Raw genomic sequence first — 23368 nt, 5'->3', positions numbered from 1 at the left:
TTACCGGACCTCCCACCAGTAGGGGCCGTCGTGGTCGAGTTCGGGCGGCCTGCGCACGACGTTGGTGGCGCAGTGCAGCTCGCCCAGGTACTGGTGGTACGCGTCCCAGGTCTCGATGTAGTGGACCGTCACGCCGAGGGGCGCGAGCACGGTCGACGTGCACGCCTCGAAGAGGTCGACCCTGCCGTCCTCGCCGACCGGCAGCCGCGGCTCGCCGGTCGCCGCGCCGGTCACGCCCGCCGTCTTGAGCGCGGTCTCGGCGTCCGCCGGGCTCATCCGCGGGCCGTGCGGGCGCGGGATCAGCAGGTGATCTCCCACCGCGAGCATGTTCACCACGTTCGGGGTGAGCGCGAACGTGCGGTTGTGGATCCCGTCGAAGGCCACGCCGAACGCCGCGGTCTGGCGCAGCGGGAGCCAGGCGAACAGGACCGGGAGCCGCACGATCGCCTCGGGATCGAGCGCCAGCCCGTCGATGAGCCGCTGCTCGATCGGGATCAGCTTGCCGATCTGCAGGTCCTCGTTCGTCTCGCGGTGCACGCGCAGCGCCTCGTCGACCGACATGGTCGCGGGCTGGTCCTGGCCCCAGGTCAGGCCGTGGAAGAGGCCCGTGACCCGCGCGTGCTCGCCGCCGGGCCCGGAGTCCTGGACGTTCTGCGCCGCGGTGAGCAGGTCGACGGCCAGCCCGGGGGAGACCACCGGCATCGCGAAGCCGCGTGCGGTCGCGGGCGCCGCGACCGTCGTCACGACCTCGTCGATGTGCCCGACCTCGAGCCAGGAGGTGTCGATCGGCAGGATCGGCTGGACGCCCTGCGCCTCCAGGAAGCCGCGGACGTCGTCGAAGATGCTGCGGACGGCGTAGACCCGGGCCACGCCCCCGGCCGCGACGATCTCGAACTGCCGCCACGGCTCGGTGATCCGCCAGCCGCCGCGCGGGAGGGACTGGACGCGGACCTTGTCGTCGGGGCCGAGCGTGAACATGTGCCGCGCGAACGCCTCCCGCACCGTCCGCGTGACCGGCCGCCATGCGGCGAGCCCGATGAGGGCGTCGGCGGCCATCGAGAACACCAGGGACCGGCCGCCACCGAGGAGGATCTTCCCGAAGGGGGCCGGTGGCTGCTCCGGCACCGCGGCTCCCGCCGGTCCGCAGTCCAGGGCGCCCGTCGTCTTCGGCACCGGCGGCGAGACCTCCAGATTGCCGCCGAAGTTGGGGCTGTCGCCCTGCTCGTCGAGACCGGGGAACAGCCCCATCCGCGGGGCGGGCAGCTCACGCTTCACCCACTCCTCCAGCACGTCCCGCTCGCCCGGGGCGGGTTCGCGCGGGAGCTGCAGAACGACGTGCATCCACTCGTGCGGAGCCCAGCAGTAGCCGATCGCGAACTCGTCGCGTAGCCACAGGTCACGGTCGTCGCCGGGCCCGCCGTCCATCTCGGCGGGCGCGAACTCGACGGGCAGGCCCGCCAGGGCGGCCTTGATCTCCCCGATCGCCCGGTCGGTGTCGCCCTTCACGCTCCGGATGAAGATCTTCTCGACCCGGTGGAGGTTCGAGGTGAACAGCAGCGGTGCGACCCTGAAGACCATCGGGTCCTCGTCCGGACGGAACCCGATCGCGATCGACCCGGGGAAGTCGGCCGCGGGCAGGGTCGTGGCCTCGATCGTGAGGTCCGCCGGGCCGGGCGGAACCGCCCACGTGTCGGTCGGGGGCCCGCTCGCGCTGAGCCCGGCGACGCGCTTCCACGTCCCGTTCTCCCGCCTGAACACCCGCACGCGCTTGGCGTCCGACGGCGACAACCGCAGCGTGAGGCCCTGCCCGTTGAGCGAGAGCCGCGTCAGCTCGGCCTCGTCGGCAGGGCCCTCGACCGTGTCGTTCATGTGGTCGAGGCACTGGCTGCGGTCGCCCTGCGGGAGCGGGACCCGATTGACGTCGAGGTTGGCCAGCAGGATGCCCCCGGAACGCTCCCACTCCTTGGCCCACACCTTCTTGTCGCTCATGGCGATCGGCCCTCTCGCGCATCGGTGTTCATGCGGCCACGATGGCGCCGGGGGTTGGACGCCCCACTGGAACACCCGCTGGAACGTCGGTCCCCGGCACCGCGAGAGAATTCGGGACCGCGCACGCCTCCTAAGAGCTCCTACCAGCCGCGTTCGCGCCATTCGGGCAGCGAGGGGCGCTCGCGGTTGAGCGTGGAGTCCTTGCCGTGCCCGGGGTAGAACCAGGTGGCGTCGGGGAGGCGGTCGAAGACGCGCTCCTCGACGTCGGCGAGCAGCTGCTTGAAGCGGGTCGGGTCGCCCCAGGTGTTGCCGACGCCGCCGGGGAACAGGCTGTCGCCGGTGAACAGGTGCGGCCGCTCGGCGAGCTCGCCGCCCGCGTCGTACAGCAGCGCGATCGAGCCGGGCGTGTGGCCGCGCAGGTGGATGACCTCGAGGGTCGCCTGCCCGACGCGGATCGTGTCGCCGTTCTCGACCGGCTCCAGGACCGGCTCGGGTAGCGCCTCGGCGTCGAAAGGGTGGGCGACGACGGGCGCGCCGGTCGCCTGGACCACGTCGCTGAGCGCCATCCAGTGGTCCTGGTGCCGGTGCGTGGTCACCACCCGGGCGAGCGGCCCGTCGCCGATCAGCTCCAGGAGCCGGGACGCCTCGTTCGCCGCGTCGACGAGCAGCTGCTCGCCGGTCGCGGTGCAGCGGAGCAGGTAGGCGTTGTTGTCGTACGGGCCGACCGCCACCTTGGTGATCGTGAGACCGGGCAGCTCCCGGACGTCCGGTTTGCCGCCGACCTCGACGTATCCGCTGTAGCTCATGCGTCCTCCCGTCGCTGTGGTCCGCGTTCCATCCTTCCCTATCCGGGCCCTGAGTCCACGCAGGACGGCGGCACGGCGAAATGCGTCACCAGACGCAGTCGGTCCGTGCCGTACCGGACGAAGATGGACACGGTCATCGCGCACGATCGGAGTGTGAGGTCAGAAGAGCCCTAGAAGAGGAGGTGACGCGATGGCGATGGACACGTTCCCCGCCCCGGCGCGTGAGGCGGACTCCCCGGACGAGATGCTCGGGCACGCGACGACGCTGGTACGGGTGTGCGCACAGGACGCCGTCATCGCCGGGGTCCTGCTCGTCATGGTTCTGGTCGGGGTGCTGACCCAGCTGGCCGAGCGCGGCGTGCGCGATCCGCTGCCGCTGCTCCTCCTGCTGGTTCCGGGGGTCGCGTTCCTCGTCTCGGCGGGGACGGTGATCCGGGTGCGCATGACGATGGTCGCGGCGCTCAGCAGCGTGCGCGGCCACACGGGGGCACCGCTCGACCCGGGCGTTCCGTGGCGGCCGTTCGGCCTGGACACGGCGCTGGAGTCGCGGGTGCGCGACGGCGAGCTGCGCAAGCTGCTGGCCGCCGCCCACCGCTGCAGCGAGCTCTCGTGGCGGGCGGTGGTCTGGGGGGTGGTGACCGCCGTGCTGTTCATCTTCTGGACGATGGCGATGGTGACCCTGTGATCGATCATGATGTGCGCCCCGGCAGCTTCTGGGACCTCCTGGCGGTCACCGACCGGCAGGCGCTCCGGGCGATGGGGCGCTACACCGAGATCCCGCTGGGCGGGATGCTGACCCACCAGGGCGTCGCACCCAGTGGGGTCTACGTGGTGTTCCGCGCGGGGGCGCGGAACACCACCAACGCGCTCGCCAAGGAGTTCGTGGACTCCAGCGAGGGCGACGAGTCGATCATCGATCTGTTCGGGCCGGGCGACCTGGTCGGCGCCCTGGCGCCGTGGGGGCACCCGCAGCGCGGCACCGTGGCCGCGCTGGACCAGGTCGTGGCGCTGCGCATCGACCGCCGGCAGTTCGGGAGCCTGCTGGCGGTCAACCCGCAGGTCGCCGACGCGGTGATGCACACGATCGCCGAGGGCGGCACCTACGGCGGGCGGCGCCACGCGGTCCGCTCGGCCGACCATCCGCAGCGGCTGGCCTACCACCTGCTGGAGCTGGCCCACCGCTTCGGCGAGACCACGTCCCAGGGCGTGGAGATCCCGCTGCGCCTCACCCAGGCCGAGCTGGCCAACTGGTCGGGGATCTCGCGGGAGACGCTGGTGCGCTGGTTCCGGCTGTGGCGCACCCGGGGAATCATGGAGCACCGCAGCCGCATGCTCACCATCACCGACCCTGAGGGCCTGCGCCGTGCGGCCAGCCCCTGGGGCGACGAGTGGCCGGAGGTCGCGCGCGAGCTGGAGCACGCCGGGACCAACGGCTCGGCGGTGCCGGGCACGGGCCTGGTCGCGCTGGCCGGGAGCGGATCGGGCGGCGCCGGCATGAACGGCGCGTCGTCGAGCGGCGTCGGCATCGCCACGCGTGCGCCCGTACGGCTGGAGAACGCCGGGGGAGGGGCGTCGGCGCTGCGGCTTCCGCCCGACAACCCGTACTTCACCGGCCGCGCGGTCGGCCTCGGCAAGCTCGACCTGCTGGTCTCCCAGGCCGAACTGCCGCGCGCGGTCGTCGTGCAGGGCATGGCCGGCGTCGGCAAGACCACGCTGGCGCTGCACTGGGCACACCGCGTCACGGCGCGCTTCCCCGACGGAGTCATCTTCGTCGACCTGCGCGGCACGACGCGTACCCCGATCACCGCGGCCGAGGCGATGGGCCTGGTCCTGCGCGGCGTCGGCGTGCCCGGCGACCAGCTGCCGCGCACCGATGACGAGCTGGTCGCGCAGTGCCGCTCACTGCTGGCCGACCGGCGCGTGCTGCTGATCCTGGACAACGCGGCGGGGGCCGAGCAGGTCCGGCCGCTGCTCAGTGCCATGGGCGTCGGGCTGGTCCTGGTGACCAGCCGGTGGCAGCTGCCGGACCTGCTCGACGGCGCCGACATCCGGACGCTGGAGCTGCGCGAGATGCCGACGCAGGAGGCGGTGGACCTGATCGCCGCCGTGCTGGGCCCCAGCGACCCGCGCATCCGCGACGAGCGCAAGGCGGCGGTGCGGCTGGCCAGCGAGTGCGGGTTCCTGCCGCTGGCGCTCGGCATCATGGCGGGCAAGCTCGCGGAGAACCCCGGTGAGACGATCGCCGACGCCGTACGGGAGCTGGCCGACCGCGACGGGGCGAGCGTTCCCGAGGGGATGCTGCCGCTGCCGCCTCCCGGCCTGCCGGCGGGCGGGCTGCACGGCGTGCTCAGCCCCACCTTCGAGGTCGCCTATCGGGGGCTGCGCCGGGATCAGCGCGAGGCGTTCCGCCGCCTCGGCCTCATCGGCGGGCCGGACTTCACCGCGACCGCGCTGGCCGCGCTCATGGACCGGCCGTTGGAGGAGGCGCGCGACTGCCTGGAGGGGCTGCGGCAGGCCTACCTGGTGCACGACGTGGCACCCGGACGGTTCCGCATGCACGACCTGCTCCGCGACTACGCGCGTGAACGCGGCCTCACCGAGGACGCCGACAACGAGCGGCTCGCGGCGCAGCGGCGCCTGCTGGCCGGTTATCTGGCCGAGTCGCGGGAGCTGGGGCAATCGCTGGTGCGCGGGCGGCGGCCCGTACTGGAAGGCGTGGAGACCCTCGCGCAGCCGCCGACGCCCGACGACCGGGCGCGGAGCCTGGCGTGGTTCGAGGCCGAGCGCCGCAACCTGGTCGCCGCCGTTCACCTGGCGGCGCGGCTCGGCCTGCACCGCACGTGCTGGGAGCTGGCGGACGCGCTGTTCGACTTCCAGGAGTTCCGCCGCTACAGCGAGGACAACATCGCCGTCCACCTGGCGGGACTGCGCGCGGCCCGTACCGAGGAGGACTGGGCGGCCGCTGCGGTCATGCTGCACAACCTGGCGGTCGCGCACTTCGACCTGGGGCGTTCGGTGCAGGCCATCGGCTACGGCGAGGACGCGCGGCGCGGGTTCCGTTCCGCCGACCCGCCCGACGACCTGGGCGAGGCGCTGGCGCTGGCGACGCTGGCCGACGTGCACTGCGCGCTGGGCCGCTACCCGACCGCGATCGAGCACGCCCGCCGTTCGCTGGCCATCCACGAGGCGCTCGGCGACCGCAGCGGCGTCGCGCGCGGCCACGAGACGCTGGCCCGCAGCTACCTCGGCGTCGCCGCCTACGACGCCACTCTCCAGCACGCTGCCCGCGCGCTGGAGATCCGCCGCCGGATCGGCGACATCCCCGGCGTCGCCGAGACCCTGCTGACCACCGCCCAGGTGCACCGCCGCCGGGGCGACATCCACGAGGCGGTCTCGCACGCGCTGGAGGCGCTCTACATTCGCCAGGAACTGGCCGACCGGCACGGCGAGGCGCAGGCGCTCACCGAGCTGGCGCGGGTGTACGCCTCGCTCGGCCTGCGCGACCTCGCGCAGCAGGACGCCGAGAAGGCCCTGCACACCTACCGGACGCTGGGCGCGCGGCACGGCGAGGCGCGGGCGCTGACCACGCTGGCGCGGCTGATGTGCGACGCGGCCAAGTTCGCCGAGGCGTTCACCTACTGCGGGCACGCGCTGCGGCTGCACCGCGAGATCGGCGACCGCAGCGGCGAGGCCGAGGCGCTGGCGCAGATCGGGATCGTGCACTGGCGGCTCGGCCGCTACCGGGAGGCGCGTGAGCATCTCGTACGCGCGCTGGAGATCCGCCGGGAGATCGGCGACCAGCACGGCGAGGCCCACGACCTGGAGCACCTGGCCATGGTCATGCGCCGTCTCTACCGCGACCAGGAGGCGTTCGTCCTCGGGCTGGAGGCGCTCGACCTGTTCCACCGGCTCGGCGCGCAGGGCGGGCTCGCCGGCACGCTCGGCACGATCGCCCGCACGTACCTGCGCCTGGGCCTGTACGACGAGGCCGAACGCGCCGCCGAGCAGGCGCTGCGGATCCGCAGCGCGATCGGCGACCGGTACGGCCTCGGCGCCGGCCTGGACACCTACGCGCTCGTGCTGCGCCGCAGCGGGCGGCCCAAGGAGGCGCTGGAGACCGAGCTGGAGGCGCTGCGCGTGCTCGGCGAGGTCGGCGACCGGCACAGCGAGGGCACCGCCGTGGTCCACCTCGCCGCGATCTACCTGGACCTCGACGAGCCGGACGAGGCGCTCAAGACCGGGAAGCGGGCGCTGGATCTGGCCGCCGACCTCGGCGACACCCGCGAGCAGGCGTACTCCCTGCACACCATGGGCCGCGCCTGCCAGCGCCTGGACCGGCACGGTGCCGCCGCCGAGCACTTCATGACCGAGATCGTGATCCGCCGTGAGATGGGCGACCACAGCGGCCAGCGGCTCGCCCTGGAACGGCTGGCCGAGTCCCATCTCGCGCTCGGCGACCACACCGGCGTCGCCGACTGCAACCGCCGGATGCGGGCCATCGACAAGTGGCTGGAGGCCGAGGGCGCGGAGACCGAGGAGGGCCCGCCGGTCGAATGATCACGCCATGACGGCAGAATGATCATCTGACCGGCGGAACGACCAGCAGAATGATCAAAGACGGCGGCCCGACGTGTGTCGTCGTACGCAGTCCATCGTCGTGCTGCCCCGTTCACTGGACGTGTGGAGGCGACGATGGACATCACCACGTTCTGGGACGCGTTGCCCGGGCCGGGGCGCAGGGCCATCGAGGAGGCGGGCACCACCGTCCTGATCCGGCAGGGCGCGTTCCTCATGCGTGAGCACAACCGCTCGCCGCAGGTCTACGTGCTGCTGTCCGGCGCGGTGAAGGTGTGGGCGGAGAGCGACGGCGAGATCGTCATCCTCGACGTACTCGGCCCGGGAGACCTGGTCGGCGAGGTGGAGGCGGTGGACGGCGGCGCCCGCGCGGCCAGCGTGGAGGCGCTGACCCCGGTGCAGGCCGTCGTGCTGCCCGCCGACCGCTTCCGCACCGTGCTGAACGGCGATCCCGAGTGGGTGTGGGCCGTCGCCGTGGTGCTCGCCGAACGGCTGCGCGACGCCAACGAACTCCGGATCGCGCACTTCCCCGACGACGCCGAGCACCGCCTGGGAACCCGGCTGAAGCGGTTGTTCGCCCGATTCGGCGCGCCCGCGGAGGAGGGGGAGGGGACCGTGGTGCAGGTCCCGGTCAGCCAGCAGGACCTCGGGCGGTGGGCCGGGATGGGGCGGCGCAAGGTCGCCCAGATCCTGGCCGACGACCGCGTCAAGGAGGGGCTCGCGGTGTCGCGCAACATGATCTGCGTACGTTCGATGGAGGTCCTGGACCGGCTCACCCGCCGCCCCTGACCCGCAGGTACGCGGCACCGGCGCGTTCCGGTGGCGAGAGATCTTCGAACACGTGTACGGTTCGAAATGCGACGGCCGGATGCGGTGTTGTCGCTGGACGGGGAATTCTGTCGTACCCCCTCGCTAGCCTGATGAGCGAGCTGTCTCTCCATTCGCTGCGCCCAGAAGAGGACCGGGAAGAACGCTGTGCATGACCGACTCATCGTGCGTGGAGCACGCGAGCACAACCTGAAGGACGTCTCGCTCGACCTGCCGCGCGACGCCATGATCGTGTTCACCGGGCTGTCGGGGTCCGGCAAGTCGAGTCTGGCGTTCGACACGATCTTCGCGGAGGGCCAGCGCCGCTACGTGGAGTCGCTGTCGGCCTACGCCCGGCAGTTCCTCGGCCAGATGGACAAGCCCGACGTCGACTTCATCGAGGGCCTGTCGCCGGCCGTCTCGATCGACCAGAAGTCCACCAGCAAGAACCCGCGTTCCACGGTGGGCACGATCACCGAGGTCTACGACTACCTGCGGCTGCTGTACGCCCGGATCGGCCACCCGCACTGCCCGATCTGCAGCCGCCCGATCAGCCGCCAGGCCCCGCAGCAGATCGTCGACCGGGTGCTGGAGCTGGAGGAGGGCAGCCGGTTCCAGGTGCTCGCCCCGGTGATCCGCGGCCGCAAGGGCGAATACCTCGAGCTGTTCCGCGAGCTGCAGTCCAAGGGCTACTCGCGCGCGATCGTCGACGGCGCCACGATCCGGCTGGACGAGCCACCCAAGCTCAAGAAGCAGGAGAAGCACGACATCTCCGTGATCGTCGACCGGCTGGCGGTCAAGGACTCGGCCCGCCAGCGGCTGGCCGACTCGGTGGAGACCGCGCTCGGCCTGGCCGGCGGCACGATCGTGCTGGACTTCGTCGACCTGCCCGAGGACGACGAGCACCGCACCCGGATGTACTCCGAGCACCTCTACTGCCCCTACGACGACCTGTCGTTCGACGAGCTCGAGCCGCGCTCGTTCTCGTTCAACTCGCCCTACGGCGCTTGCCCCGACTGCACCGGCCTCGGCACCCGCATGGAGGTCGACCCCGAGCTGGTCGTGCCGGACGTGGAGAAGACGCTCGGCGAGGGCGCGATCTCGCCGTGGTCCAACGGCCACGTCAGCGACTACTTCCTGCGCCTGCTGTCGGCGCTGGGCGACGCCATGGGCTTCGACCTGAACACGCCCTGGGAGAAGCTGCCCGCCAAGTCGCGCAAGGCGATCCTGGGCGGGCACGAGACCCAGGTCCACGTCCGCTACAAGAACCGCTACGGCCGCACCCGCTCGTACTACACCGCCTACGAGGGCGCGATCCCCTACATCCAGCGGCGCCACTCCGAGTCCGAGAGCGACTCCACCCGGGAGAAGTTCGAGGGCTACATGCGGGAGATCCCGTGCCCGACCTGCCACGGCGCGCGGCTGAAGCCCGTCGTCCTGGCGGTCACCATGGGCGGCCGCTCGATCGCCGAGGTCGCCTCGATGCCGATCGGCGAGGCCGCCAAGTACCTGCTGGCCATGGAGCTGAACGACCGCGAGAAGCAGATCGCCGAGCGCGTCCTCAAGGAGATCAACGCGCGGCTGGGCTTCCTGCTGGACGTCGGCCTGGACTACCTCACCCTGGACCGCGCCTCCGCCACGCTCGCGGGCGGCGAGGCTCAGCGCATCCGGCTGGCCACCCAGATCGGCTCCGGCCTGGTCGGGGTCCTCTACGTCCTGGACGAGCCGTCCATCGGCCTGCACCAGCGCGACAACCACCGCCTCCTGGAGACCCTCCTCCGCCTGCGCGACATGGGAAACACCCTGATCGTCGTCGAGCACGACGAGGACACCATCGACGCGGCCGACTGGATCGTCGACATCGGCCCCCGCGCGGGCGAGCACGGCGGCGAGATCGTCGTCTCCGGCACCGTCGAGGACCTCAAGAAGTCCGAGAAGTCCCTGACCGGCGCCTACCTGTCGGGCCGCCGCACCATCCCGATCCCCGAGATCCGCCGCCCGCGCACCCGGGGCCGCGAGATCACGGTCAAGGGCGCCCAGCAGAACAACCTGCAGAACGTCGACGTATCGTTCCCGCTCGGCGTCTTCACGGCGGTCACCGGAGTCTCCGGCTCGGGCAAGTCGACCCTGGTCAACGACATCCTCTACAACTCGCTCGCCAAGCAGCTGAACGGCGCCCGTACCGTGCCGGGCAAGCACAAGCGGGTCAACGGCGTCGACCAGCTCGACAAGGTCGTCCACGTCGACCAGTCGCCGATCGGCCGCACCCCCCGCTCGAACCCGGCCACCTACACCGGCGTCTTCGACCACATCCGCAAGCTGTTCGCGCAGACCACCGAGGCGAAGGTCCGCGGCTACCAGCCGGGCCGCTTCTCCTTCAACGTCAAGGGCGGCCGCTGCGAGAACTGCTCCGGCGACGGCACGATCAAGATCGAGATGAACTTCCTCCCGGACGTCTACGTCCCGTGCGAGGTCTGCCACGGCGCCCGCTACAACCGGGAGACCCTGGAGGTCCACTACAAGGGCAAGACCATCTCCGAGGTCCTCGACATGCCGATCGAGGAGGCCACGGTCTTCTTCGAGCCGATCACCGCGATCCACCGCCACCTGAAGACCCTCAACGAGGTGGGCCTCGGCTACGTCCGCCTGGGCCAGCCCGCCCCCACCCTGTCGGGCGGCGAGGCCCAGCGCGTCAAGCTCTCGGCCGAGCTCCAGAAGCGCTCCACCGGCCGCACCATCTACGTGCTGGACGAGCCCACCACGGGCCTGCACTTCGAGGACATCCGCAAGCTCCTCGGCGTCCTCAACGGCCTGGTCGACAAGGGCAACACCGTCATCGTCATCGAGCACAACCTCGACGTCATCAAGACCGCCGACTGGATCATCGACATGGGCCCCGAGGGCGGCTCCCGAGGCGGCACCGTCGTCGCCACCGGCACCCCCGAGGACATCGCCAAGGTCGAGGCCAGCCACACCGGCACCTTCCTCGCCAAGCTCCTCGACTGACCGAGGGGCAGGCCCGCCGCACCGCCGTCGTCCCGGAACGACCGGTCGGCGGGCCTCACCGCCTCCGGCCTGCCCGCCTGCCCAACTCCGGGCACCCGGCGCGGCCCACACCATGGTCATCTCGGTGCTCGAACGCCAGGAGATCGGCCTGCGCTGCCTCCTCGGCGCCCCGGCCGGGCGATCCGCCCGCAGCTCCTCACCGAAATCCCGCTGCCCTCGGCTCTCGGCGCCTTCGCCACGTTCACGTCCGCCTCGCCGTGGACGGGCGAAAAGGGGGAACAGCGGGGCGCCGCCGCACCAAGTACCGGTTGATTGTTCGTGCCGAAGGGAGCGTTCGCCGGTGGTGCCCAGAAACCCGCCCGACGCAGAGGAGGTGTCCGACAGTGCCGCCATCAGCGCGTCCCTCACGGACCCGGAGAGATTCGCCGAGATCTTCCATCGGCACTGGGACGAGATCCACCGCTACATCTACCGGCGGCTAGGCCCCGAGGCCGCCGAGGACGTCAGCGCCGAGGTCTTCACCACGGCCTTTCAGGCGCGGAAGCGGTACGACCCGGCCCGTACGGACGCGCGGCCGTGGCTGTACGGCATCGCGACCAATCTCATCAGCCAGCACCGCCGGGCCGAGCGCCGCCGCAACCAGGTGCTCGCGCGGGCGGACGCCGAATGGATCACGCCGTTCGACGACAGCGTCGACGCGCGGCTGAACGCCCAGCGCCTCGCTCCACGGATCGCGTCGGCGCTCAGCAGGTTGTCGGCGCACGAACGCGACCTCCTGCTGATGATCGTCTGGGCGGAGCTGACCTACGAAGAGGCGGCCCAGGCGCTCGACCTGCCACTGGGCACCGTCCAGTCCCGCCTGCACCGCATCCGCAAGAAGCTCCGCCGCTCCCTCGGCGACCTCGCTCGTTTCAAAGAGGAGTACGCATGAACGACGACGTGATGACCGCCATGCGGGAGACCCTGCCGGCCGGTCCGCCCGACGACCCGGCGGTCAAGGCACGGGCCTGGGCTCGGCTGCACGCGGAGTTCGACGCGCCGCCGGTCCGGCCTCGCGCCTCGGCACGGCGCACCCGCCGGCGGCTGATGGTCGGCGGTGTCGTGGCGGTCACCGCGGGGGCGATCGTCGCGACACAGGTCGGGACCACCCCGGCCAAGACGCCACAGGCCGGTGGCGAGAGCGGCTCCGCCGATCTGCGGATCCTGGAGGTCGCGGCCAAGACCGTCGAGAACCAGACGGCCCCTCGCCCGAAACCCGATCAGTGGATCTACGTTCCGGAGCTGATCGTCTCCAACGCCCCCTGGGCCCGGAACGGCAAGGCGACGATGGAGCAGTGGTGGCGGTTCGACGGTACGAAGACCGCGGACTACGACGCCAAGTGGAAGAAGGTGACCGTCCACGACTCCGGCCTTGAGGGCGACGACAGGTCGCCCCGCCAGTTCTACGACTACGTGAACGGGTTGCCCACGGAGACCGGAGCCCTCCTGACGCGGTTGCGCAAGGACAGCCGGAAGATCGCCGGAAACAACCAGAACGAACGTCTCTTCGGACAGATCTTCGTGATCTTCAGGGACGCGCCGATCATGCCCCCCAAGGTGAACGCCGCACTGTTCCGCGCGCTGGCGAAGATCCCTGGTGTACGGATCGAGAAGAACATCACCGATCTCGCCGGGCGACCCGGCATCGCGGTGACCCGGGACTCCGACATCGGCCGCGAAGAGCTGATCCTGGACCCCAGGACGTACGACTTCATGGGGAGTCGGACCGTCGCCACACGCGACCGGACCATCACGTCCGCCGGTGCGCCGAAGGGCGGCTCTCCTCAAGGTGCGAAGCCCCCCTCCAGGCGCCTAGGAGAATCCACAGAAGTCCAGCACGTCGGGCAGGTGCTGATCAACATCGCGTACCTGCCCAGCAAGGTCGTCGACAAGCCGGGCGATCGTTAACCGAACGGCGATGCGAGTTGTGACGCGGGCTCGGATGTTGTGGGGTACGTCAGCGCTGCCCGGCGGCCTGCTCCGCGCTGGACGGATCCAGTTGCCATGATCTGTTCGGCGTGACGAGCCGCCACGGGGTCATTCTGATGACGGTGATGCTCTCGTCGCGATGGTCCTCGCTGCCCAAGATGCGCGGGTCGTAGCCGAGCGGCTCTTCCGCGGTCGCGAACAGGTCCCAGATCTTGTGCCGGGTCGCCTCGTCGTCGGCGATCTCACCGTCGCACTCGGCGACCGCGATCTCGTGCGCGGGGTCCCAGTATGAGCACGAGACCTGGGATCGATGGGCGAGGTGTGTGATCTTCGGTGAGGTCGCGCGGGTGAACATCCAGCCGGTGACACCGCCCCCATCGCACTCCCAGTACGGATGCACGACGCGGGAACGCGGGCGACCCCGCCGATCCACGGTGGCCAGCGTGCACCAGACGATGCGATGAGCGATGCGGACGAAGTCGCCGACGACGCCGGCATCGGGTCTGCTAGTTTTCACAACCATGGTTGTGAATCCTACCGCTGAGAACATCGACCTGTCGCTGGCCGCTCTCTTCGCCGGCTGGGCCATGGCCGACGAGGTTCAACGGCGGCTGACCGCCGACGGGTTCGGTGAGCTGCGATTCAACGACGGCCTGGTCATCCAGCACGTGCTGAGCGGACCGCTGTCGATCACCATGCTCGCCGAACGCATGAACGTCACCCAGCAGGCCGCGTCCAAGGCCGTCGTCGACCTCGAACGCCGCGGACTGCTCACCCGCGAGCCCTCTCTCGTCGACGCGCGTGTGAAGCTTCTGCGCCTCACCGAGTACGGCGAGGCCGCAGTGGACGCCGCCCGCCGCCACCGTGCGGCACTCGACAGGGAATTGGCCAGCGAGTTCGGAGCGGACCGTGTCGCCGAAACGCGCTTGCTGCTCGCCCAACTCCTGACCCGCTTCAACGTGGGCGATTCGATCCGCAGGCGTACGATCCGCCCGCCGATCTGAACGCCTCGCCACTCGCCAGACCGCTAGGCAGATCGCTGCCACAAGATCACGGCACGCTTCGACGGAGTTGCGAAGACCACCCCCAAGCAAGGCGGGGTGTGGGTGCGGCTCGTCGTCGTCAGCGTGCTGGTGCTGGCGGGTTGGCTGCTGGCCTGCGGGTCCGACGCCGGAAATGCCGCCACGAAACCAGGACACAGGCACAAGCACACGGCCGTCCGGCACTTGGGCGGTCATCGCGGACATCACCTGCATAAGCACATCAGGCTGCATCTGCGCAGCCCCGTCCGGCATGTCAGGGCGCACCATCTGTCGTCCGTGAGGCACATCGGCCATACACGGCACGTACGGGACGCGACTCTTTCAGCGATACGGCATCATGCTGCGCATCGTTCGCACGTTCGGCGCCTGCACCGGTCCGCGAGGACGCATGGAGCACGCACTAGGGCGAGGATCCGGGTCTTCGCCGACGCCTCGCATGAACGGTTGCGCCCGCGCGCCGTTCATACTCATCGCGCCCATGCCATCCACCGTTTCATAAAGCTGGGCGTTCCTCGTCAGGGCGCTGAGGCAATAAGCAGGCCATTGACGCACTCCGAGCCAAGGACGATTCTCGCCACGGCACTAAAGCCGAGCGTCACCGGTGTAAGGAAGCTGGTGTCGAGCGAAGTGGGTGTCGTCGAGACGGTTGAGCCCGTCATCGCGTCCGTGACCGGCAATCGACTGCCGCGGCTCGTCAATGACGCCGTGGGCACGGTGCCGAGGGCGGGCCACAGGGTGGTTGCGACTCTGCGGGGAGCGGCACCGGCCGCGGTGCCTGACCTCTCTCCTCTCCTCCCGTCGACACCTGAGCAGCTCCCTCAGGTCGTTCTGCCTTTGCTGCCAGGCCCTGCCCGCGCCTCTCAGGTTGAGATGCCCCAGCGTCGGCTCTCGGCAACGGCCCCTTCAGCCGTTCACAGCGTGCTCCTCGCCCCACCACGCACCGGTGAACGTGGAAGACGGACCCTGCGAGCATCAGCCGTTCAGGCGCCACAGTTCCCCGCACCGCCGAGCCGACCCACCGCACCGAACGTAAGTGATCTACCTCATGGCATCTCTGACCATGCGTCCGGGCCACCGGCGGCCATTGCCTCGCTGGACACCGGCCCCACCCAACCTGGCCTGCCCGGCCCCGGCGATGCCCCGCCCTGGTTCCAGACCGGTTCGGCGGGTTCAGATTCAACACGGTCCCAGTCGCCGCTTCTGGCTTGCGCGATCGACCGGGCAGATGCTCATTCCACGTGCCTCAGTAACCGTTACGCGCTCAATCCGCTAATCCCAACGGGCCGCACCACGCGCCCGGGCGTTCCCGCAGGCTGATCCGCTCCACGCCGACCCAGGGTCGGCAGCGTCTCTGCCGCGCCATCCGGCGCCGGCATCCCAGAACGAGTTCGAGACGAACGGAGCTTGAGTCATGTCTCGCTGGTCAATCACGCCCGCTTTCCTTCAGGGAAGCTGGCCGCGTAGGGCCGTCGGCGCGGCCCTGGCGGCGGGCGGATGGATGGTCCTCGCCGCAGGCATCGCACACGCCGATGCCAGCCGCGCGCCCACCGGTCTGCCGGTTCGCCCACCCATCTCGGTGAGCAGCAGCCAGGTCTGCGGCCACGCCAAGGCGCGATGCGGAGCCACCGCACACCGGTACCGCAGCCACCACCACGCTCGCCATCACCACGCAAGTCACCGACACCACGTCCGGCATCACCACAACTGGAGGCACCACCCGCATACGCATCTGCGCATCATCCACAAGATCACCCATCACCACTCGGTGCTGAGCCATCGGCGGCACGTCGAACACCACCGTTCGGCCTACCACTCGCACCACAAGGCCCTGCACCACAAGGCCCTGCACCACAGCACCACGCACCACAGCACCACGCACCACAAGGGCATCGGCGGGAGGGTGCCGGCCACACACAGGCCTGCCCAGTTGCTCGCCGGGATGCGGCTGCACGCTCCGATCAAGGTGTGCGGCAACGCTGTCGGTGTGCTCGGCTCGGCCCAAGGGGCGTGTCGTTCGGGAGCTCAACGCCACGCTCAACACCCGACGGCCTCGCCCAAGCGACACCATGCGCACCGCACCGTCCATCACCACACCCTCATCCCTTCACGTCGAGTTAGGGTGAGGGCACCGATCACGGTGTGCGGCAACGCCGTCGGTGTGCTCGCCTCGGCCCGAGCCGGCTGCGCTGAGCAGTACTCGGCTCGCACCTCGCACTGGCGTAGGGGTCCGCTCTCGGTGAGCGCCCCGGTGACCCTGTGCGGGAACGCGGTGGCGGTGCTGGGCTCCTCGCGTGCCTCATGCACGATCGGGGCTCCGGTGAGGGGCCACCGGTCACCCACCACCGGTCACACCGGCTCGATGATCTCGGTCCCGGTGAGGGTGTGCGGCAACGCCGTCGCAGCGCTGGGCTCGGCGCACGGGCGGTGCTCTCCGCAGCCGAACACCGGCGGCCACACGGCAGGCCCGATCACCGGTGTCATCCAGGCACCCATCACTGTCTGGGGTAACGCGGCCGGCGTGCTCGGGCACGCCACCGCCTCGTGCGGTACGCGCCACCAACGGCACCACGGCCCGGCATCTCACCGGTGCCCGCCGCCGTCACCCTGCCCGCCGCCCACGCACGAGCCACCGTGCTCGCACCGTCCGCCGTCCACCCACAGGCCGCCCACGCACGGGCAGCCCTGCTCGCACAACCGGCTGTCCACGCACAGGCCGCCGTCGACTCATCGGTCACCGTGTGCGCACAGGTCACCGTGCGCGTACAGGCTGGCATGCTCGCCGCTCGCGCATCGCCCGGCGGGGCGTCCAGTCTCGCCGACTGCGCCGCCGTCCTGCGCACGGACTGCGATGACCATGGCGTACGCGAGCCCCATGGGGCAGTTCGCGGAAGCCGGGCTGCGTCCGGCTGGTGCAAGCGATCGCGCGTGGCTCACGCCCACAGGCGGCGGCACGTTGGCAGCACCTGCCGCCACCGCGAAAGCCGCCCTGCCGTTCACCGGGGCACACGCCGCGGCGCTGTCGCTGCTCGCCTTCGTCATGACAGCGGCGGGCATCGGCCTCTGCGTCGCCGCCCGACAGCGGCGCGGACCGTCCAGGAGGTGAGATCGGCACCACCCACACAGCCTCCCGTGATGCTGGAGAAGACCAAGGAGGCATGATCGCAGCATCACAAGGGGTCTGCCGGATCCCCGGCAGGCCCCTTGAGGCCTGTCCATCTCACAGGCCATGGCCGGTCGCGGGGCCTGTCAGTTGATGTCGAATTCGTTGCCCTCGGGGTCTTTCATCGCGACGGCGTAGTGGTCGAGGCCTTCGGTGTACAGGACAGCGACGCGTACGGCGCCGAGCTCGGCTAGACGGCTCGCCTCGGTGTCGACGCGCTGCCTGCGTGTGTGGAGGGCGACCTCACGGCCGCCGCTGACGCCGATGTCGAGGTGCAGCCTGTTCTTGACGGCTTTACGTTCCGGTACGACCTGGAACCAGATCCGTGGTCCTCGCCCGCCGGGATCGACGATGCAGTCCGCGCCCTGGCCCAGTTCCTCCTCTGGCACTCCGAGGTCTCGCCGGTAGGCGTCCCAGCTGGAGAAACCATCGGGAGGGGGCTCGAGCTGGTAGCCCAATGCGGCGGCCCAGAAACGCGCGAGCGGCTCAGGGTCAGTGCAGTCGATCACCAGTTGGAAGCTCACGGACGACATCGGTCTCTCCCGGGGTGGCGGCAAGGTGCGTTCGCCACTATGCACAGAGCCTCCGACACTGACCGCCAAGTGGTGATGCCTGAGCGACTCCGCCGCAGTCACCCCGGAGGACGCAGCCGCGCGGTGTCAGTGGGGGTGGCTTCGCCGAACCAGTGGGCGAGGGCCGGTTCGAGGTCGTCGGGGTTGCCGGCCCAGCAGACGTAGCCGTCGGGCCGGATGAGCATTGGCTGGGCGGCGGTGCCCTGTCCCGCCCGGTCTTGCCAGGGTGCGGCGGCCTTGGCGAATCTGTCGGCCGGGTCGATCAGGACGCCGTGCCCGCGCCGCAGGAGTTCGTGCGAGCGGACCGGGCCGAGGTGCTGATCCGGTGCGGGAAGGCCGACGAGTGGCTGGTCCCGAGTGCCCGGCATCGGGTAGCGGATGCCCATCCCGGACAGCATGTCGTCGAGGTGGTACTGCACGTCCCGTAGTTGGGCCAGCGCGGCGAACAGGTCCTTGGCGGCCGTCAGGTCCGGGTCGCGGGTGCCTTGCTGGTCCATGAGCAGGCTTTGTGCCTGGACGTTGCGGAGCACGGCGGCCGCGACCGGGTGGCGTTCGGCGTGGTAGGTGTCGAGCAGGTGCTCGGGTGCCCAGCCGTCGCCGCCGCCACGACCGGGACGACGAACCTGTACGCGACCGTGGTGTGCGCGAGCCAACGGGACCTGTACCAGTACCTCACCACCCGCGTGGCCAAGCTGCCCGCCATCACACACGTCGAGACCGCGCCAGTGATCAGAACCCTCAAACAGGCCGCGAACCAGACCTAGCGACCACGCAGCAGGAGTGGACGTTCCCAAGTGAGGGCCGGGCACAAGCGTGCCGGTGGGTGTCGATCGTGACGCGCAGATCGCGGTAGCGGCGATCTGCGCATCACAATCGGGCTGATTCCTAACGCGGGGTGGTTGCGGGAACGGGGCGTACGGCGAGCGACTGGCTCAGCGGGCGCTTCCCACCGGTGGGGAACGGGGAACCGGGGGCCGGCTTCAGTGCGCCACCGGCTCCGATCGCGGACGCGACTATCTGGCTCGCGTCCTGCATGTTGGAGAAGATGTCCCGGCCGTCGGGTGTGATCGCGACCGACGAGGTGCCTTCGGTAAGGGTGGGCGATTCGGCGGCCGGTGTGAGCGAGCCGTCCGCGTGGATCGTGAAGCCGAGCAGACCGCTGCCGGGGACCTCGGTGGTGTCGAAGTTGGCGCAGACGTACAGGTGCTGGCCGTCCGGCGTGACCTTGAGACCGACCGCGTCCCGCACGGAGATCGGTGACTGGGTCACGGGTGTCAGCGAGCCGTCCTTGCCGACCCGGAAGCCCCGCACGTCCTGCGCGACGTTCGAGGTCACGTACACCAGGCCGCCGTCCGGGCTCACCGTGATCCCGTAGTCGGCGGGCTCGGCCTTCGCCACGTCCTGCGCGGGGCCGAGCGAGCCGTCCGGCAGCACGGCGTACCTGGTGATGGGCCGCGCCGGGCTGTCTTGCGTCTCGTCCGCGTTGGCGTACGAGAGGTAGAGGAAGCGCCCGTCGGGGGACAGCACCGTCTGCTTCGGAGAGTCCGCTGTGGTCTTGAAGTCGCCGATCTTGGAGGGCGTCCCGTCCGGGCCGATCCGGTACGCCGAGATCGTCCCGACACCGTGGGTGGTGTCGTCGTCATCGCCGTCGCCGGTGTTGGTCACGTACAGGGTGCGCCCGTTCGGGGAGACCGTCGCCCCCCACGGTTCGTCGCCGGTCGGGAAGACCTGCGGGTTCGGCAGCAGCGCGCCTTGCGGCCCCACGCGGAACACCGAGAGCTGGTCCGAGTCGCTGTTGACGACGTACGCGGTGGCCCCGTTCGTGGTGAGGGCGATGCCCCGAGGGGTGGCGCCGCCGGTCTTCACGGGGCGGTTGATGAGCTTGAGTTCGCCTCGCGAGCCGATCGCCATGGACGAGACGTCACCCGAGCCCGCGTTGCTGACGTAAAGGACGCCGCCGGCGGGCGGCACCACCGGGTCCGCGGACGCTTGTGATGGGGCGAGACCCGGAACGCCGAGCAGCGCGGCGGCCAGAACGGCCCCACCCGCTTTTATGGATACGGACGACACGAATGTCTCCCTACTGTTCCTGGAACCTGATGTGACGACACCTCGTAGGCGTTCCACCCCGTTCCATGCCGAGGGGTGCCCCGGCACACCTGGCGCGCTCACAGTGGGCCTTGCCCCGTTCTTCGTTCACGCGAGATGGTCACAGGCGCTCGAACCATCGCAGGCGGCGCTGCTTGCAGCAACGATGGTGCGAGCGGCTTCCTGGAGGCAGTTCAGGAAGGCGATCGCAGGCGGCGCCATCGTCGCTCCGCGCAAGGTTGCCGCGTAGATCGTCCGTACGGGCGCATCGTCGGGGTCCAGGGGACTCAGCTTGATGTCGGGGCGGATGGAGCGCGCCGCCAGCAGCGGCACCAGAGCAACACCGAGACCGGCCGCCACGAACCCCTGCTTGGCGATCCATTCACGTGCCCCGAAGGCGATGCGCGGCCGGAAGCCCACGCGCGCACATGCCTCGATGAGGCTCTCCACGCTGCCGGGAAACCCCTCGATCCAGTGTTCGGAGGCCAACTCGGCCAGGCGCAGAACGTGGCCGCCGCCCAGTCGATGACCGGCGGCCAGCGCCACCATCAAGGGGTCGTCCAGCAGGCGATGAAGGTCGAGGTGACCGGTGTCGGGCGTCTGGTCCGGGTACACGCTGATCACGGCGACGTCGACGCGGCCATCCTGGAGATGCCCGAGCTGAAGGCTGCTGTTGGCTTCGACCAGCGACAGTTCGATCTGTGGATGCGCCGCGTGGAAGGCGGCCAGGGCGCGGGGGACGAGCTCGGCGTCGGCGGAGGCGAAGGCACCAACGCGCAGTCGGCCGGCGTCCAGATCGCGCAGCGCGGCCAGGGCCTCATGCGCGGCGTTCATCCGCTCCAGCATCGCCTCGGCATAGGGCAGAAGGCTGCGGCCCTCCTCGGTGAGACGGACACCGCGAGAGAGCCGATCGAACAGGCGCGCACCGGTGGCGTTCTCGAGGGCTGCGATGTGCCGCGACATCGCTGGCTGCGTGTATCCCAGCGACTCTCCGGCCGCGCTCAACGAGCCGCGCGCCGCGACCTCACGGAAGGCCTCCAGCCAGATGGTGTTCATCCGCCCCCCTGATATACGGATTCTGCATGGCAGAGCCACGATCTCATCATTAGACATATACCTCGCCCCCTTCTAGCGTTTCCGCGTGTGAAAGGGGTGCAACGATGAGCGAAAGACTCAAGCTGGGCCTGTACGGGCTGCTGCGCGGCAACGGCATTCAGCCGGACACGCTGGCGCGTCGGGCACGGCTCGCGGAGGAAGCCGGATTCGAATCCCTATGGGTCGGCGACCACATCGCCCTGCCCACCCAATACGACGGCGAACAGCCGCGGCTGGAAGTGGTCGCCGCTGTGAGTTACCTGGCCGCAGTGACCACGCGTATACGCCTAGGGTTCGGCGTTCTCGTCCTGCCGCAACGGCAGCCGGTTCTGTTGGCCAAGCAGCTGTCCTCGATTGACATATTGGCGAAGGGGCGGCTGAGTGTCGGCATCGGTGTCGGATATGTGGAGCCGGAGTTGCGGGCACTCGGCGTGTCCCTGGCCGAGCGCGGTGCCCGGACCGACGAGTACCTCGCTGCGATGCGCGTTCTCTGGACCGAGGCGGCACCGTCATTCACCGGTCGGTTCGTTTCCTTTTCCGAGGTCTTCCAGCGGCCGTATCCGGTTCAGCGTCCGCATCCACCGATCGTGGTGGGCGGGCACTCTGCAGCAGCACACCGCCGGGCGCTCCTGGCCGGAAACGGCTGGTACGGCGTCTACCTGAGTGTCAAGGAAACGGCGGAGCAGCTTGCCCGTCTGCGTGAAGCAGCCGCGGAATGCGACCGCCCCACCGGACTGGGCGATCTCGAAATCACCGTCACCCCTCCCGGCCCCGTCGACCGCGAAACCGCCCTGCGCTATGCCGACCTGGGAGTGCATCGACTCGTGATTCAATCAGCCACATCCGACGGCTCGGACATCGAGCAACTGATCGAGCAGGCAGGCGAAACACTCATCGGCCGTATCTGACCGACGTGATCATTCCTTCGAGGGTGTCACCGCCGGGACGGTGCGCGGCGCCGCCGAAGCGGCGCTAGATGTCGAGGTCTTGGACTAGATCGCGAGTCACGGGGCGGCCGCTGACGGTGGTCGAGTAGACGACGGTCGTGGACGTCGATCCGAAACGGGCGAGGCCCGCGACGACCTCTTCAAGGTGATGCATCGACAGGGCGGCCACCTTGGCGATGAAGCAGTCGTCGCCGGTGATCACCGAACTCGGGCGCTAGCCTCTCGGGCTCCCGTTCATGCCTGTGCGAGAAATGCCGGTCACCCTAGGTGAACCGAATCGGTGGCGGAGCCGTGAGGTGGGGGAAGGCGGGAATTCCGCCGGAGCCTGTGAACACGGGGAGGTCGTCCGATGCGTCAACGATCCACGCCTGAGGCGGACGGAGGCACTCGGCGCGACGTCCTCGCGGGAGCGGGGCTCGTTGGACTGGCCGGTGTGGTGGCGGCGTGCGGTGGGTCGGACAAGGGCGGTACGGCCGCGTCCGCCACGCCGTCACAGGCCGGTCAGTCCTCCGGGGCTCCGGAGCAGGCGAGCGGGGATCTGGGCAAGGCCAGCGAGATCCCCGTGGGCGGCGGCAAGGTCTTCCCCGCGGAGAAGGTCGTGGTGACGCAGCCGCAGAAGGGCGAGTTCTACGCGTTCACCGCCGTCTGCACGCACATGGGCTGCACGGTCGGGGAAGTGTCCGGCGGCACGATCAACTGCCCCTGCCATGGCAGCAAGTACTCCATCGAGGACGGCTCGGTGAAGCGAGGCCCGGCGCCGCGTGCGCTGGCCAAGATGAAGGTCACGGTCAAGGGCGGCGATCTGAACCTGGGGTGAGCAGGCGTTCAAGCTCGGACTCCAGGCCGGAGACACCTGCGGGGAGGATACGCAGGGGGAGGTCCAGGAAGGCGGCGGCCTCCTGGGCCAGATGTCTGTTCTCGGGGGTCAGGTCCTGGGCAAGGTAGAGCACTTGCTTGTAGTGGCGGAAGTAGTCGTCGCGCAGTTCGGGGTAGCGGTCCAGGCCCAGCTGCGCGACGACCGTCTGCTTGAACGAGCGGGCCAGGAAGTCGGTGAGGATGTAGGTGCCTGGTTCGTCGTCCAGGAGGTCTCTGCCGGCGAAGGTCTCGTAGCAGTGCGGGCCGCGTAGGCGGGGGACGTTGAGGCGTGTGCAGACCTCGTCCAGCGCGCCGTATGTTCCGCAGTCGGCGTAGGCGATCGCGATGCGGATGTAGGAGAACCGGAGTACGCGCACCTGTTCTTCTACGGCGGCCGGGATCTGGGCGGGGCGGTTGTGGAGCAGGGGTGCGAGGGCGTGGACGGTCACGGGCCAGT

The 23368-nt window shown here is 70.0% G+C and carries 22 protein-coding genes; 11 read left to right on the top strand and 11 right to left on the bottom strand.

Annotated features, from left to right (window positions below; all coding sequences use genetic code 11):
* Both J4573_RS23660 and J4573_RS23655 read right to left on the bottom strand, forming a co-directional pair.
* Positions 1-1989: a protein-arginine deiminase family protein gene (locus J4573_RS23660; RefSeq protein WP_208257985.1), complete on the bottom strand. Its 1989-nt coding sequence runs from the start codon at positions 1987-1989 to the stop codon at positions 1-3.
* Positions 1990-2129: 140 nt separating this feature from the next.
* Positions 2130-2795 (bottom strand): MBL fold metallo-hydrolase, encoded by a 666-nt coding sequence (locus J4573_RS23655; RefSeq protein ID WP_208257984.1) that lies wholly within the window; start codon positions 2793-2795, stop codon positions 2130-2132.
* 190 nt (positions 2796-2985) lie between these two features.
* Here J4573_RS23655 and J4573_RS23650 point away from each other — a divergent pair, with 190 nt between their 5' ends.
* From J4573_RS23650 to J4573_RS23625, 6 genes are all read left to right on the top strand, one after another.
* Entirely contained in the window at positions 2986-3480 is a 495-nt protein-coding gene (locus J4573_RS23650) for a hypothetical protein (RefSeq protein ID WP_208257983.1), read from the top strand.
* Complete coding sequence (locus tag J4573_RS23645) at positions 3477-7352, top strand: tetratricopeptide repeat protein (protein ID WP_208257982.1); 3876 nt, start codon at positions 3477-3479, stop codon at positions 7350-7352. The genes J4573_RS23650 and J4573_RS23645 overlap by 4 nt, the downstream gene beginning before the upstream one ends.
* Before the next feature lie 135 nt (positions 7353-7487).
* Positions 7488-8159 carry a Crp/Fnr family transcriptional regulator gene (locus tag J4573_RS23640; protein WP_208257981.1) on the top strand — a complete coding sequence of 224 codons (672 nt, stop codon included), beginning with the start codon at positions 7488-7490 and terminating at the stop codon, positions 8157-8159.
* A 186-nt stretch (positions 8160-8345) separates the two neighbouring features.
* A complete protein-coding gene (uvrA, locus tag J4573_RS23635) occupies positions 8346-11183 on the top strand; it encodes an excinuclease ABC subunit UvrA (protein WP_208257980.1) in 2838 nt (945 codons plus the stop codon).
* A gap of 373 nt (positions 11184-11556) precedes the next feature.
* Positions 11557-12114 carry an RNA polymerase sigma factor gene (locus J4573_RS23630; protein WP_307796817.1) on the top strand — a complete coding sequence of 186 codons (558 nt, stop codon included), beginning with the start codon at positions 11557-11559 and terminating at the stop codon, positions 12112-12114.
* Positions 12111-13130 (top strand): CU044_5270 family protein, encoded by a 1020-nt coding sequence (locus J4573_RS23625; protein WP_208257978.1) that lies wholly within the window; start codon positions 12111-12113, stop codon positions 13128-13130. The genes J4573_RS23630 and J4573_RS23625 overlap by 4 nt, the downstream gene beginning before the upstream one ends.
* Positions 13131-13179: 49 nt before the next feature.
* Here the strand turns inward: J4573_RS23625 and J4573_RS23620 are convergent, their stop codons facing one another.
* Complete coding sequence (locus tag J4573_RS23620; protein WP_208257977.1) at positions 13180-13674, bottom strand: pyridoxamine 5'-phosphate oxidase family protein; 495 nt, start codon at positions 13672-13674, stop codon at positions 13180-13182.
* On the opposite strand from J4573_RS23620, the gene J4573_RS23615 reads away from it, so the two are divergent.
* The gene (locus J4573_RS23615) at positions 13673-14155 is read left to right on the top strand and encodes a MarR family winged helix-turn-helix transcriptional regulator (RefSeq protein WP_208257976.1); all 483 of its coding nucleotides are present in this window, start codon (positions 13673-13675) and stop codon (positions 14153-14155) included. The two genes, J4573_RS23620 and J4573_RS23615, sit on opposite strands and share 2 nt — an antisense overlap.
* A 1462-nt stretch (positions 14156-15617) precedes the next feature.
* Here J4573_RS23615 and J4573_RS23610 read toward each other — a convergent pair.
* Together J4573_RS23610 and J4573_RS55460 are read right to left on the bottom strand one after the other, a co-directional pair.
* Positions 15618-16043, bottom strand: a complete 426-nt coding sequence (locus J4573_RS23610) for a hypothetical protein (RefSeq protein ID WP_208257975.1) — start codon at positions 16041-16043, stop codon at positions 15618-15620.
* A gap of 497 nt (positions 16044-16540) precedes the next feature.
* The gene (locus J4573_RS55460) at positions 16541-16675 is read right to left on the bottom strand and encodes a hypothetical protein (protein WP_279575555.1); all 135 of its coding nucleotides are present in this window, start codon (positions 16673-16675) and stop codon (positions 16541-16543) included.
* 367 nt (positions 16676-17042) lie between these two features.
* Here J4573_RS55460 and J4573_RS23605 point away from each other — a divergent pair, with 367 nt between their 5' ends.
* Positions 17043-17297 carry a hypothetical protein gene (locus J4573_RS23605; protein WP_208257974.1) on the top strand — a complete coding sequence of 85 codons (255 nt, stop codon included), beginning with the start codon at positions 17043-17045 and terminating at the stop codon, positions 17295-17297.
* A 143-nt stretch (positions 17298-17440) separates the two neighbouring features.
* Here J4573_RS23605 and J4573_RS23600 read toward each other — a convergent pair whose 3' ends face one another.
* Both J4573_RS23600 and J4573_RS23595 read right to left on the bottom strand, forming a co-directional pair.
* Positions 17441-17887, bottom strand: coding sequence for a VOC family protein (locus J4573_RS23600; protein ID WP_243773430.1), 447 nt, complete (start codon positions 17885-17887; stop codon positions 17441-17443).
* Between the two features lie 98 nt (positions 17888-17985).
* Positions 17986-18423, bottom strand: coding sequence for an aromatic-ring hydroxylase C-terminal domain-containing protein (locus J4573_RS23595; protein WP_208257973.1), 438 nt, complete (start codon positions 18421-18423; stop codon positions 17986-17988).
* A 9-nt stretch (positions 18424-18432) separates the two neighbouring features.
* On the opposite strand from J4573_RS23595, the gene J4573_RS23590 reads away from it, so the two are divergent.
* A complete protein-coding gene (locus J4573_RS23590) occupies positions 18433-18690 on the top strand; it encodes an Lrp/AsnC ligand binding domain-containing protein (RefSeq protein ID WP_208257972.1) in 258 nt (85 codons plus the stop codon).
* A 121-nt stretch (positions 18691-18811) separates the two neighbouring features.
* Here J4573_RS23590 and J4573_RS23585 read toward each other — a convergent pair whose 3' ends face one another.
* A complete protein-coding gene (locus J4573_RS23585; protein WP_208257971.1) occupies positions 18812-19996 on the bottom strand; it encodes a lactonase family protein in 1185 nt (394 codons plus the stop codon).
* A 126-nt stretch (positions 19997-20122) separates the two neighbouring features.
* Positions 20123-21070, bottom strand: coding sequence for a LysR family transcriptional regulator (locus tag J4573_RS23580; RefSeq protein WP_208257970.1), 948 nt, complete (start codon positions 21068-21070; stop codon positions 20123-20125).
* Between the two features lie 104 nt (positions 21071-21174).
* Between J4573_RS23580 and J4573_RS23575 the strand changes: the two genes are divergently transcribed.
* Entirely contained in the window at positions 21175-22017 is an 843-nt protein-coding gene (locus J4573_RS23575) for a TIGR03619 family F420-dependent LLM class oxidoreductase (RefSeq protein ID WP_208257969.1), read from the top strand.
* A gap of 64 nt (positions 22018-22081) precedes the next feature.
* Here the strand turns inward: J4573_RS23575 and J4573_RS23570 are convergent, their stop codons facing one another.
* Entirely contained in the window at positions 22082-22258 is a 177-nt protein-coding gene (locus J4573_RS23570; RefSeq protein WP_208257968.1) for an Lrp/AsnC ligand binding domain-containing protein, read from the bottom strand.
* Positions 22259-22405: 147 nt separating this feature from the next.
* Between J4573_RS23570 and J4573_RS23565 the strand changes: the two genes are divergently transcribed.
* Positions 22406-22873, top strand: a complete 468-nt coding sequence (locus J4573_RS23565; protein WP_208257967.1) for a Rieske (2Fe-2S) protein — start codon at positions 22406-22408, stop codon at positions 22871-22873.
* On the opposite strand, the gene J4573_RS23560 is transcribed toward J4573_RS23565, so the two are convergent.
* Positions 22845-23360 carry a DUF1638 domain-containing protein gene (locus J4573_RS23560; RefSeq protein WP_208257966.1) on the bottom strand — a complete coding sequence of 172 codons (516 nt, stop codon included), beginning with the start codon at positions 23358-23360 and terminating at the stop codon, positions 22845-22847. The two genes, J4573_RS23565 and J4573_RS23560, sit on opposite strands and share 29 nt — an antisense overlap.
* Positions 23361-23368 lie beyond the last annotated feature (8 nt).

The organism is Actinomadura barringtoniae (genome assembly GCF_017573505.1).
Lineage (GTDB): Bacteria > Actinomycetota > Actinomycetes > Streptosporangiales > Streptosporangiaceae > Spirillospora > Spirillospora barringtoniae.
The sequence above is the reverse complement of the archived record's forward strand: the minus strand, read 5'-3'. Positions and strand labels throughout refer to the sequence as shown.